Origin of the sequence: Pandoraea fibrosis, from assembly GCF_000807775.2 — a bacterium.
Taxonomy (GTDB): Bacteria; Pseudomonadota; Gammaproteobacteria; order Burkholderiales; family Burkholderiaceae; genus Pandoraea; species Pandoraea fibrosis.
Genome location: NZ_CP047385.1, coordinates 4,795,282 through 4,808,504, shown reverse-complemented (window position 1 = coordinate 4,808,504; position 13,223 = coordinate 4,795,282). Strand labels below are relative to the sequence as shown.

Here is a 13,223-nt window from a genome sequence, read left to right as displayed (position 1 = left end):
GGCTACGGAATCGGCGACAGCGGAGGAGCACCATGGCGATTGATTACGCGTCTTTGATGGGACGCCGGTTCCCTGTCGAAACGCGGTGTTACGGGCCGGCCCAGACCAGCCGGGTTGCAGTGGGCTTCGGTGCCGGTATGCCGGGGGAGTTGCGCATTGGCGACACCTCCTTTCTTGGCGGCATCGAGGTTCTGCCGATGATGGCATTGGCCCTTGCAGACGGCCAGTTCTGGCAAAAGTCGCCCGATACCGGTATCGACTGGCAACGCATCGTTCATGCCGAAGAGTCATTGACGATGCACCGACCACTGCCGACATCCGGAGAACTCAGGCTCACGCAGAAAATCGACAGCATTCACGATCGAGGCGTCGGCAAGGGGGCTGTGATGCGGCAGATCCAGACACTTGCGAACATTCAGGGTCAGTCGCTGGCGACCATCACGGTGACGACCTTGCTCAAGGGCGACGGCGGGTTTGGCGGCGAGCCGCCAAGTGGCGAGAGAGTCAGAGTGCCAGATGATCGAGCACCCGATGCCACCTTGGCAATACGCACCCCGCCGAACGACGAGCGAGCCATATTCCGGCTCGATACCAGTCTGGCGGTGGCCGCCGGTCTGCCGCGAGGCAAAGCCATGATGCGCGGCCTGGGCTGCTTCGGTCTGGCGGGTCGGGGTGTGATGCACCTCGTGTGCGGTAATCGACCCGCGCGATTGCGTCACTTGGCGTTGCGGTATGTGGGACCGATGCTTACAGACGAGACGATGTGGCTCGAGCTTTGGCATACGGGTGAGGACAGTGCGGTGTTTCGTATGAGCTCGCGAGAACGCAGTGCATTGGTGGTCGATGGCGGTCGGGTCGAATTCCTGGCGGCCGAAGCTATGATGATGGAAGACAAGGCTGATGCGATTCCTGCCCCTGCCTTGGGCTAACGGAATCGTTGAGCAACATATCCCCACTGGGAAATAGGAGAGAGACGATGGAAATGAACGACATGATCCTGATCAGCGTGGACGACCATGTGATCGAGCCGCCGGATCTGTTCAAAAAACACCTGCCGGCCAAGTACATGGCACACGCGCCGAAGATGGTGCCGCTGCGGGACAACCCCGGCGCCACGGAAGACACGTGGGAATACGAAGGTCGCCGAACCCCGAACTTTGGCCTGAACGCCGTCGTCGGGCGCCCTCCCGAAGAGTACGGCATGGAGCCGGCCTCCTATAGCCAGATCCGCAAGGGTACCTGGTCGCTCAAGGAGCGTTTGGATGACATGGATGTGAGCGGCGTGTTGGCGTCGATTTGCTTCCCCACGTTTCCGACGTTTGCCGGCAGTCTGTTCCTCAATCCGAAAGATCCCGAGGCGACCAATGCGGTGATCAGCGCCTATAACGATTGGCACATCGACGAGTGGTGCGGTGGCGCGCCGGGGCGTTTCATTCCGCTGGCCATCTTGCCGTGCCATGACATCAACGCTGCAGTGGCGGAAGCCAAGCGTGTGGCCGCCAAGGGGTGCCGTACCATCAGCTTCTACGACAGCCCGACGGCCAAGGGGTTGCCGAGCATTCACACGGACTATTGGGATCCGCTGTGGCGGGTGTTGGAAGACAACCGCATTGTCATCAGTATTCATATCGGCTCGGGCGCCAGCGCACCTCCCGTTTCCAACGACTCGCCGATCGACACCTGGATCACGTCGTTCCCGATGTATATCGCCAACGCGACGACCGACTGGTTGTTCTCGCCGGTGTTCCAGAAATTCCCGAATTTGAAGCTCTCGCTCTCGGAAGGTGGGATTGGCTGGATTCCGTACCTGCTCGAGCGTGCGGACTTCACCTACAAGCATCACAAGGCGTGGACCAACGCCAACTTCAACGGCATGCTGCCGAGCGACCTGTTCAAGCGCAACTTCATCACTTGTTTCATTGACGACGCGTTTGGCCTGGCCAACACGCGCTTCATGAACACGGACATGATTGCCTGGGAGGCTGACTATCCGCACTCCGACGCGCTCTGGCCCAATGCTCCCGAAGGTCTGTGGCCGTCGATCAAGCATCTGCCCAAGGAGACGATCGACAAGATCACGCACTTGAACACGATGCGCGAATTCCGTTTCGATCCGTTTGAATTCGCACCGCGCGAGGCATGCACGGTGGGGGCGCTGCGTGCCCGTTCCACGCACGTCGATACGCGCCCGGTGGCCAATATGGGTGGGCACAATCCCTCGAACCGCGAAGGCCGTCCGGTCACCGCGGGTGAAGTCATGAAGCTGTTTGCCTGATCGCGCCCGCCGATGAACATGCCAGTACTGGAACGACAGGCGGTCATCTCCGGGATAGGCCAGTCGGCGGCGGGCCGCCGACTGGGGCGCACCGGTCTCGACCTGACTCTGGATGCGGTGCTCGCCGCGATCGCCGACGCCGGGCTCGATCACCGCGAGATCGACGGGATCTCGAGTTGGCCCGGCTATCGGGTCGACGCCCCGGACTTTTCGCCGGTGACGATCAGCGAGATCAAGGAGGCATTGGGCCTGCGCCTGAACTGGTATAACGCCGGCATTGAAGCCACCCAGATGGCCGGCGTGATCAACGCTTGCATGGCCGTTGCAAGCGGGCAGGCGCGCCATGTCTTGTGTTTTCGCACGGTCACGGAAACGTCGGCCATGTCGCAGCAGGGCGGTCGGCCCAGCCTCATCGGCACCGGGGGCGAGCGAGTGCGTGGTTTCGCAGAGTACATGGCGCCGTTTCTCGCGCCTTCGGGCGCGAATTGGGTTGGGCTTATCGCGAGCCGGTATTTTCACGAATTCGGCGCGCGTCGCGAGCAGTTGGCGCAGATCGCCATCAATGCGCGGCGCAACGCCGGATTGAATCCGGCCGCCATCTATCGCGATCCATTGACGCTGGACGCCTACATGCAGGCGCGCATGATTTCCACGCCGCTTTGCCTGTACGACTGCGACATTCCGATCGATGGTTCGATTGCCGTGATTGTTTCTCACGCGAGCACGGCACGCGACCTCAAATCGAAGCCGATACGTGTGGAGGCCATGTCCGGTGCCTTGCACACGCGAGACTCGTGGGATCAGTTGGATGACCTCACACGGTTTTCCGCAGAGGGTTGCGGCAAACAACTGTGGGCGCGCACCGACCTCAAGCCGCACGATGTCGATATGGCGCAGCTCTACGACGGTTTCAGTTTCCTCACCTGGCTGTGGTTGGAAGGATTGGGGTTCTGCCAACGCGGCGAGGCGCCCGATTTCGTCGGCGATGGTTCCCGGATCGCACTTGACGGCGAGTTGCCGATGTCCACCGGTGGTGGGCAACTCTCGGCCGGCCGTCTGCACGGCATGATCCATGTCGTCGAGGCCGTCACGCAATTGCGGGGGCAGGGCGGCGCTCGTCAGATCCCGGGAGACCCACGCGTGGCAGTGGTTTCCAACGGCGGCGGTCCGATCGCCGGGGCCATGCTACTCACATCGGATTGACCTCTTCCTCAGATGCGACGTGTCGTTCTGACACGCCGCATCCTCATTGCGATTTCTCGCTGGCACCGCTGACTTGCGATGTATCCGCTGGCGTCCGATAGTCGATTCCCGTATTGCTACGCACCGTCGTCGTGCGTGTTCTCGCATCCCCGCTTCAACTCCCCCAGATTCTGCCGAAACCCGCGCCATATCAGGGTATTCGAGCATTCAACGGAATTTTCAAATCTCATTTGACACGTGTTTGGAGATTGGATATTCTTTGAAAAAATGATGGTGTATCAGTTTCTTGGATGCGATGTCGATTCAGTGATGAGTACGGCAAACGTGTCTTAAATTTCGCCACAAAATATAAGCAGGAGACACTCATGCATTACTGGAGGCATTGCATTGCCATCGCCAGCGGAATTCTCATCGGCGGGCATGTCATGGCAACCCCGACGCCTGAAGAGGCGAAGCAATTGGGGACCACGCTGACGCCGGTGGGCGCTGAGAAGGCCGGCAACAAGGACGGAACGATTCCCGCCTGGGACGGTGGGATCTGTACGCCGCCTGCCGGGTACAAGCCGAAGATGGGCGCGGCCGCCGGCGGTGCACCATACGTCGATCCGTTCGCCAATGAGAAGCCGCTGTACCGCATCACTGCCGCCAATCTCAGTCAATACGCCGACAAGGTGGATGCGGGTACGAAGGAGCTGTTCAAGCGCTATCCGAACACCTATGTCATGGACGTGTACCCTTCGCATCGCACGGCGTGCATGCCGAAGTGGGTCTACGAGAACACGGCCAAGCGGATCATGAATCCGAAGCTGATCGGCTCGGCGCCGGGTATCACCGGCGCACACGCGCAGATTCCGTTTCCCATTCCCAAGAATGGCTATGAGGTGATGTGGAACATGGTGCTCAAGTGGGAGCCGACCAATTTCCGCTTCGGTCTCGATGCCGGGTTGATGGACGCCTCGGGCACTTTCACGCGCGCGTCCTACCAGATCGCCGATACCCAAAATCTCTATTGGGACAACACCCTGACAACGGTGCCCGAAGACCGCCCGTATCGCAATCTGCTTGCCTGGAGCAAGGAGCCGGCTTCGCAAGCCGGGCTGGCACAGTTGCGCACGACCTACCTGCGTCAGGATCTGCATGAAGACGTGGCCTGGAGCTACGTTCCGGGGCAGCGCCGTGTCAGACGTGCGCCGGAATTCACATACGACACGGTCTCGACGACCTCGGGTGGCCTGCTGATCTTCGACGAGATCAACGGTTGGGACGGCCGAATGGACAAGTATGACTTCAAGCTGGTTGGCAAGAAGGAAGTCTACCTGCCATACAACAACTACAAAGCGCTTGCGGCACCGATCGAGGAGGCCATGGCCAAGGACCACGAGAATCCTGCGGTCATGCGCTGGGAGCTGCACCGCGTGTGGATGGTGGAGGGTACGCTCAAGCCGGGCGAGCGCCATATTCAGCAGAAGAAGGTCTTCCTGATCGACGAGGACAGCTGGATGTCGCCCGTGTACTACGCGCTCGACCATTCCGGCAAAGTTCACCACCTGATGCACTTGCCGCTGATCCAGGAGTATGAAAAGCCAGGTCCCCGTACGCTGGGTTTCATCTTGTATGACATGAGCCGCGGGATTTATGGCTTCCAGACGAAACCGCAGGGGCGACCGGATCAGTACGGCGTGATAACGATCGACAAGTTCCCTCAGAACCGCTTTCTCCCAGACGCGTTGGCGGGCGCCGGGGTGCGTTGATGTGCAGACGGAGGCGGCGCAGGTTGGCCGCCTCCGGCCGCCCCGGCGTTCGTCGGAGTGGGGTCAATCCCGGAGCCGGTCGTTCTGGCAAGGAGCAGGGAAGTGCAAAAGCAGGTTTTGGCAGTCTTGGCTGCTTTCATGATCGGCGCGCCCGCTTGGGCGGTGAGTGACGCAGCGCGTGACTCGCTGGATGTGCCCGCGTCAGCGACTCGCCTGACCACGACCACTCAGGTCAATGGTGTCGCCCACGCGGGCAAGCGGTTGGTCGCCGTGGGTATTCGGGGCCTGATCGTCACGTCTGACGATAACGGTGCGACGTGGGTACAGCGTGCGGCACCCGTATCGTCGGATCTGCTTGCGGTGCAGTTCGTCTCGCCTACGAAGGGTTGGGCGGTCGGTCACGACGGCGTAATTCTTCACAGTGAGGACGGTGGCGAATCCTGGATCAAACAGTTCGATGGTCGCCAGGCTGGGGAGATGTTCATCCGCCATTTCCAGCAATTGGCCGATGCGGGCGACGCCAACGCTCAACGCTTGCTCGGTGAAATGAAGCTGAACTACGAGAGTGGGCCCGAACAGGGGTTGCTCGACTTGTGGTTTGCCGATGAACGTAACGGCATTGTGTGCGGCTCGTTCGGCACGCTTCTGGCGACCACCGATGGTGGCAAGACCTGGCAGTCCTGGGTTGAGCGTCTGGATTACGGCACTTTGCTGCACTTGAATGCGATTCATGGCGTTGGCCAGGACATTTTCATCGCCTCGGAAAAGGGCCTGGTATTCCGTCTCGATCGCGATAAGGGCAAGTTCATCGCTGTCGAGACTGGCTACATGGGCAGTTTCTTCAGCTTGGCGTCGGTGGGCAAACAGATCATCGCTTCGGGACTACGCGGCACGGCATATCGCTCAAGCGATGCAGGCCGAAGCTGGCAAAAGCTCGAAACCGGGCAGGGCTCCTCGATTACGGGGGCCGTTGGTATCGGCGCGGCGAGAGTGTTGATGGTCAGTCAGAACGGCAATCTTTTGGTATCGGACGACGCGGGCGAGCATTTTCGATCGATTCGGGTGCCACGGCCGGGCGTGTTGACCGCCGTGACCCAGGTCGATGCGCATACCGCCGTCGTCGCCGGCTTAAGTGGCGTGCAACAAGTACCACTGAAGTAGCGTCCCTGTTATTGAGCGGTCTAGTTTTCGGAGCACAGCAATGGCAATGTCCCCCCGGGTCGCGGATCTTCCGGTCATTACGGACCCGGCACAATTTGATCGCAACAGCGGGTCATGGCTCGAACGCTTCATTTTCAACCATCGGGCCTTGATGGTGCTGGTCTGCGTGGTCATGACCACATTCCTCGGTTGGCATGCGACGCGCCTGCCGGTCAACGCGAGCTTCGAGAAGATGATTCCGAGCTCGCACCCCTACATCAAGCATTACTTCGAGAATCGGGACACGCTGCGCGGTATGGGTAACTCCTTGCGTATCGTGCTTGAGACCACCGACGGCGACATCTTCGACAAGGCCTACCTGGAGCGCCTTCAAAAGATCAACGATACGGTTTTCCTGATGCCGGGAGTTGATCGCGCGTGGATGCGCAGCCTCTGGACGACGAGTTTGCGCTGGACCGAGATCACCGAGGAGGGCTACCGAGGTGGTCCTGTCATGCCTGATCGGTGGGACGGTAGTCCTGCCGCAATACGTCAGCTTCAGGCGAATATCGCAAGGGCGGGCATCATCGGCAGCTTCGTCGCCGACGATCTGAAGTCGTCCATGATCGTGGTGCCGCTGATCGAGAAAGATCCGGAAAGCGGAAAACCCCTGGACTACGCGGCATTCTCCCGTCAATTGGAGAAGCAGATTCGCGCTCAGGAGGGCGGGCCGTATCGCATTCACATTGTCGGATTCGCCAAGTTGGTCGGGGATCTGATCGACGGCCTCTACGCGGTAATGGCGTATTTCGCGGTGTCCATTCTGATTGCCGCCGTGTTCGTGTTCCTGTACACGCGGTGCTGGCGCAGTACCTTGCTGTTGGTGGCGAGCGCGGCGCTGGGCGTGGTTTGGCTGCTCGGCATCATGCAGCTCTTTGGCTTCGTGCTGGATCCGTATTCGATTCTGGTGCCTTTTCTCATCTTCGCCATCGGCCTGTCCCATGGCGCACAGAAGATGAACGGCATCATGCAGGACGTCGGACGCGGTACTCACAAGTATGTGGCTGCGCGCTACACCTTCCGACGTTTGTTCATGGCCGGACTGACGGCACTCCTCACGAATATCGTCGGTTTTGCCGTCCTGATGATCATCGATATTCCGGTGATTCGCGATATGGCGCTGACGACCAGTATCGGTGTCACTGTCCTGATTTTCACCAAGCTGGTTCTGATACCGGTGCTGTTGTCCTATACCGGTGTGAGCGAGCGGGCCGCGCGCCGCAGTATCCGGGTCGACGCATCCGTTGGCGGCGGCGCGGCGGCGTGGATTCGCCATCGCCTGGTCGGTCTGACCGAGCGCCGCAATGCCATCATCATGATCGCGATCGCTGTAGCGCTGGCGGGCACGGCATTGTCGGTGCGCAAACATATCGCCATCGGTGATCTGAGTCCGGGGGCGCCCGAGCTACGTGCGGAATCGCGTTACAACCGCGACTCTGCATTCCTGACGGCTCACTACGGGCTGGCGAACGACCAATTTGTGGTCATGATGAAGACGCCGCCGGGCGAGTGCTTTGCTTACGACAACGTAGTGGAGATCGATCGTCTGGGGGCCGCACTGCGCCAACTCGACGGGGTTCAGACCACCTTGTCGATTGCGGATGGCGTTCGGCGTGGCACCTCGAGCCTGTTCGAGGGCAACCCGAAATGGCAGACGATCTCGCGCAATACGACGAATCGCTCACAAGCGTTCGCCATCTTTCAGGGAGACCGTCCCGATCTGGCCGACCGGACTTGTGCGGTGACGCCCCTTGTCGCCTATCTGACCGATCACAAGGCAGGCACATTAACCCGGGTCATGGACGCCGTGGAAGCATTCTCCGCGACTCACGACACCCCCAAGCGCGCGTTTCAACTGGCCGCGGGTAACGCCGGCATTGAGGCGGTCACCAATATTGTGGTGAAGAAGAGCTTCTGGACGATGCACTTCGTGCTGTACGGCGCTGTGATCCTGCTATGTCTGCTGACCTTCCGCAGTTGGCGTGCAACGCTCGTCGCCATCATTCCATTGATGCTGACCTCGATTCTGTGCGAGGCGCTGATGGTGTGGCTGCACATCGGTATCAAGGTGGCTGTCCTGCCGGTGATTGCGGTCGGCGTAGGCGTAGGCGTGGACTATGCGCTGTACTTGTTGAGTATCCAACTGGACTTGCAGCGTCAGGGAGCCTCGTTGCGCGACGCCTATCGTGGCTCGCTCGACTTCACCGGGAAGATTGTCGGACTGGTAGGCGTGACCATGGCTGCCGGGGTGGTGACTTGGGTCTGGTCTCCCATCAAGTTCCAGGCCGACATGGGCATTTTGCTCACCTTCATGTTCCTGTGGAACATGATCGGCGCGCTCATGCTGATTCCCGCACTCTCACACTTCCTGCTGCCGAGGGTTTCCGCCAAGGGGGTATCGCAATCCGATGCCCCCGTCGTGGATGACACACGCCGGACGGATATCACAGGTGCGTTGCGCTCCGTTACCAACGAATGACGCTGTGGGGTCATCCCAAGCGAGCGCCGATCACACTCATCACCGTGGAAAACAACTCATGAAAAATTTGTTCGACCTGACCGGGCGCGTTGCGCTGGTCACTGGCGCAGCATCCGGCATCGGTCGCGAGACGACACTTGTGCTCTCTCACCTTGGCGCAACCGTTTATGCCACCGATCGCGACGAACCGGGCGTCAAAGCCCTGGTGGAAACGTTGCCTACGCCTGGGGTCGCCCTGGCCCACGATGTCACGGATGCGCAGGCCTGGGCCGCGACGATCGAGCGTGTCGGCAGCCAGTCACAGCGGCTCGACGTGCTGGTGAATAACGCCGGCATCATGCTCAAGCGAGGCTTTCTGGAGACCTCGCTGGACGATTTTCGGCACCAGCAGCGCGTCAATGTCGAAAGCGTGTTTATCGGCATGCAGACCTCGCTGCCCCTGATGCAGCGCACCGCTCGTGACAAGGGGGCATTGCCGTCGATCATCAATGTGGCATCGGTGTTCGGTCAGGTGGCCGGCCCGACGTTTGCCGCCTATAGCGCGTCGAAAGGGGCGATCCGTCTGATGTCCAAGGCCGTGGCGTTTGAATTCGCGCGCGCCGGCATCCGAGTCAATACGATCCATCCGGGGGCGATTCTCACCAACCTGAGCGCCGATTGGGACCCGCCCAAGGATGCTGCCGGGAATGTCATCTCGCTTGAGCAGGCACGCGCGAATATGGAACGGATTATCCCGCTTGGCCGCATGGGGGTGACCAGCGACATTGCCGGCTGCATTGGCTTTCTGGCGAGCGACGCCTCTTGCTACATGACCGGAAGCGAACTCACGGTCGACGGCGGCTATACGGCAATCTAAGGACGAAAAACATCATGACACGCACTCCTTTTCTGGATGGCAAGCAGAAGCAACTGCTGATTGACGGCAAGTGGGTCGAGGCTCAATCGGGCCGCACCTTCGATACGATCAATCCTTACAACGGGAAAGTCCTTGCTACCGTGGCGCATGGGGATGCGGCCGACGTCGATCTGGCGGTAGCTGCCGCGCGCCGCGCGTTCGAAGGGCCATGGAAACAGTTCAAGCCGGTGGATCGGCAACGTGTGCTGTTGCGTCTGGCGGACCTGATCGAGCAGGACTTCGATGAGATCGGTGTGCTCGACGTACTCGACATGGGCGGCCCGATCTCCAGCCTGCCGCGCCGTCGCGAGCGAGCGCTCACGACGCTGCGGTATTACGCGGGACTGGCGACGGCCACGCATGGACGGACCATCGAGAACTCGCAGCCCGGCAACATCGCGTCCTATACGGTCAAGGAGCCCCTCGGCGTGGTCGGGGCGATCATTCCGTGGAACGGTCCGCTGTTCATGGCGTTGTGGAAAGTGGCGCCCGCTCTCGCGGCAGGATGCACGGTCGTACTCAAACCGGCTGAACAGGCACCGCTATCCTCGTTGCGACTTGGCGAATTGTGTCTAGAGGCCGGAATTCCGCCGGGTGTCGTGAACGTCATCACCGGTTTTGGTGAGGCGGGCGCGGCGTTGGCCGAGCATCCGGATGTCGACAAGATTACGTTTACCGGATCGACGGAAGTCGGTCAGAAAATTCTCCGGGCGTCTGCCGGCAACGTGAAGCGCGTGACGCTCGAGTTGGGGGGCAAGTCGCCCAATATCGTATTTGCCGATGCCGACCTCGATCTGGCCGTGCCCGGTGCTGCGATGGCAATTTTCGCGAATTCCGGGCAAATCTGCAGTGCCGGATCGAGGTTGTACGTAGAGCGCAAGATTCATGACGAGTTTGTCGAGCGTGTCGCCGGCTATGCAAGCCAGCTCCGCCTGGGCGACCCGATGGATCCCGCAACGCACTTGGGGCCGGTGGTCTCGAAAGAACAACTCGACCGCGTTCTCGGTTACCTCGACTCGGGGCGCGAGCAGGGCGCGCGTGTTGCCGCGGGTGGGGAACAAGCGACCGAAGGAGACCTGGCCAACGGTTACTTCGTCAAGCCAACGGTCTTTTGTGGCGTGGATGAAAGCATGCGCATCGCGCGGGAGGAGATTTTCGGCCCCGTGGTGGCGGCGATGCCATTCGACTCCGTCGAGGAAGTGATCGCTCGCGGCAATGCGACCCAATATGGCCTGGGGAGTGGCGTGTGGACCACGAATCTGAACACTGCCCAGCGGGTGTCACAAGGCTTGCGCGCGGGGTCGGTCTGGGTCAACTGCTATCAACTCATGGACGCCGCGGTGCCGTTTGGTGGCTACAAGATGAGCGGGTTCGGCCGCGAAGGCGGGGTGGATCACATCGATGAGTTCATGGCCGTCAAGGCCGTCTGGATTCGTTCTACCTAAAGAAGTACAGGTATTTCGCCTCGTAAAACACTGACGGGGCGAAAATCCCCTTTAAAAACTGACATAATTTCATTTATTTGAAATTTATGGCATGATCGCTGCATACAACCTGATGAGAAAGGTTGAATGCGGGAGACACGGAGTAGGCGGCATACACAGGTGCACTGATGCACTGGCGCTTGCTCCAACGAACTATCTGGAGGAGTTCGCCACAATGAACGCAGTCTGCGCTGAAACCTGGAAGCCGACGGAACAAGGGACGGTGAACGATGTATTACGTCGTGCCGTGCACACCTACGGCGATCGAATGTTCCTTGAATTTCTCGGCGACGAGTATTCGTTTATTGACGTCAACGATCATGCCTGCCGTTTGGCAAACGGGTTGAAAGCCTTGGGCGTCAAGCACGGTGATACCGTCGTCACGATCCTTGATACCTCTCCCGACGCAGTGTTCATCTGGTTGGCCATCAACAAGTTGGGCGCCATCAGCGTGCCGGTCAACACCGCGCTGAAAGGGGAGTTCTTGCGTCATCAACTCAGTGATGCCGACGCCGCGGTCGTGCTGGCCGAGCACGACTATGCTGAACGAGTGGCTGCGGTGGCCGATCGTCTACCGTCGTTGCGCACGCTGGTCTATCGGGGAGCGAAGCCGTCGCTGGGGCAACTGCGTGCCGATGTGCTGCCCTGGGCGGAGATCGTTTCCGACGACAAGACCGATCAGGACGTGGTGGTCAAGCCCACGGATCTGGCGATGCTGGTGTATACCGGTGGCACCACCGGGCCGTCGAAGGGGTGCATGCTCAGCCACAATTACACCTACGTCTTCTGCCAGCAAATGCTGAAGATGACCAACCGCAATAGCGAAACCCATACATGGACGCCGTTGCCGTTGTTCCACATGAACTCGATTTGCTCGACGGTCATGGTCAATCTGATTGTCGGCGCACGAGTCTCCCTGTATCCGCGTTTCTCCGTGTCGAATTTCTGGCCGGAAATCGAGCGAACGAAGGCCACGGAGGTCTCCATTCTCGGGGCCATGTTCCCGATGCTGGCCAACGCTCCGGACAATGAGGCGATGAAGCGTTGCAAGGGACAGCTCAACGCCGCCTGGGGGGCACCGTTTCCGGCAGAGATCCAGCAGGTCTGGAAAGATCGTTTCGGCTTGCGCTATACCGCATCGGGGTGTTTTGGCCTGACGGAGTGTTCGCTGATGACGGTGCTGCCATTCGGCACGCCCGCCAAGCCCGGCAGTTCGGGCATGCGTAATGAGTGGTTCGACGTGCGTATCGTCGACGAGAACGAGAACGAGCTGCCGGCGAATACGCCGGGCGAGCTGATCGTGCGCCCGCGCATGCCGAACATCATGTTTGACGGCTACTGGCGTCGTCCGGAAGAGACCCTCAAGGTGATGAAGAACCTGTGGTTTCACACCGGTGACATTGGCAGGTTCGACGAGGAGGGCTATTTCTTCTTCGTTGATCGGAAGAAGGATTATTTGCGTCGTCGCGGAGAAAACATCTCGAGCTTCGAAGTTGAGAATGCGTTTCGAGCTCATGAGGCGATCGAAGATGTGGCGGCCCATGCCGTGCTCGACACACTCGGTGAGGACGAGCTCAAGGTGACAATTGTCTTGCGCGACGGGGCTCAACTGACTGAAGAGGCCCTCTGTCGCTGGGCGATCGACCAACTCCCTTATTACGCCGTGCCGCGTTACATCGAGTTCCGGACGGCGTTGCCGCGCAGTCCGGTTGGCAAGGTGCAGAAGTACGAGTTGCGCGATCAGGGCGTCACGCCAGGCACATGGGATCGCGAAAAATCCGACATCGTACTGATCAAGCGCTAGTTTGAACGCAGGGTGTGCAGGTCTCATGACCTGCACACCTATTGCGCCCCCTTCGACTTCACCCGTCGGTGCGACGGAGCCTTGCACGGCATGCTTGCCGGGGATTCGTTCGTCCCGGTGCCGGGCTTGGGA

General features: G+C 60.0%; 9 protein-coding genes. All 9 read left to right on the top strand.

The genetic code is table 11. The features are described 5' to 3' along the window. The first annotated feature begins 32 nt into the window (after window positions 1-32). A complete protein-coding gene (locus PI93_RS21160; RefSeq protein WP_039365104.1) occupies window positions 33-929 on the top strand; it encodes an FAS1-like dehydratase domain-containing protein in 897 nt (298 codons plus the stop codon). Window positions 930-976: 47 nt separating this feature from the next. After that, complete coding sequence (locus PI93_RS21155; protein WP_039365107.1) at window positions 977-2,275, top strand: amidohydrolase family protein; 1,299 nt, start codon at window positions 977-979, stop codon at window positions 2,273-2,275. An 18-nt stretch (window positions 2,276-2,293) separates the two neighbouring features. Continuing rightward, entirely contained in the window at window positions 2,294-3,478 is a 1,185-nt protein-coding gene (locus PI93_RS21150; RefSeq protein WP_231606174.1) for a thiolase family protein, read from the top strand. A gap of 365 nt (window positions 3,479-3,843) precedes the next feature. After that, entirely contained in the window at window positions 3,844-5,229 is a 1,386-nt protein-coding gene (locus tag PI93_RS21145; protein ID WP_039365113.1) for a DUF1329 domain-containing protein, read from the top strand. Window positions 5,230-5,331: 102 nt separating this feature from the next. After that, entirely contained in the window at window positions 5,332-6,390 is a 1,059-nt protein-coding gene (locus PI93_RS21140) for a WD40/YVTN/BNR-like repeat-containing protein (RefSeq protein ID WP_039365116.1), read from the top strand. A gap of 40 nt (window positions 6,391-6,430) precedes the next feature. Further along, complete coding sequence (locus tag PI93_RS21135; protein ID WP_039365119.1) at window positions 6,431-8,908, top strand: efflux RND transporter permease subunit; 2,478 nt, start codon at window positions 6,431-6,433, stop codon at window positions 8,906-8,908. A gap of 58 nt (window positions 8,909-8,966) precedes the next feature. Further along, complete coding sequence (locus tag PI93_RS21130; RefSeq protein ID WP_039365121.1) at window positions 8,967-9,764, top strand: SDR family NAD(P)-dependent oxidoreductase; 798 nt, start codon at window positions 8,967-8,969, stop codon at window positions 9,762-9,764. Between the two features lie 14 nt (window positions 9,765-9,778). Further along, window positions 9,779-11,248, top strand: a complete 1,470-nt coding sequence (locus tag PI93_RS21125; RefSeq protein ID WP_039365123.1) for an aldehyde dehydrogenase family protein — start codon at window positions 9,779-9,781, stop codon at window positions 11,246-11,248. Between the two features lie 91 nt (window positions 11,249-11,339). Next, window positions 11,340-13,091 (top strand): AMP-binding protein, encoded by a 1,752-nt coding sequence (locus tag PI93_RS21120; protein ID WP_231606173.1) that lies wholly within the window; start codon window positions 11,340-11,342, stop codon window positions 13,089-13,091. Window positions 13,092-13,223: the final 132 nt, after the last annotated feature.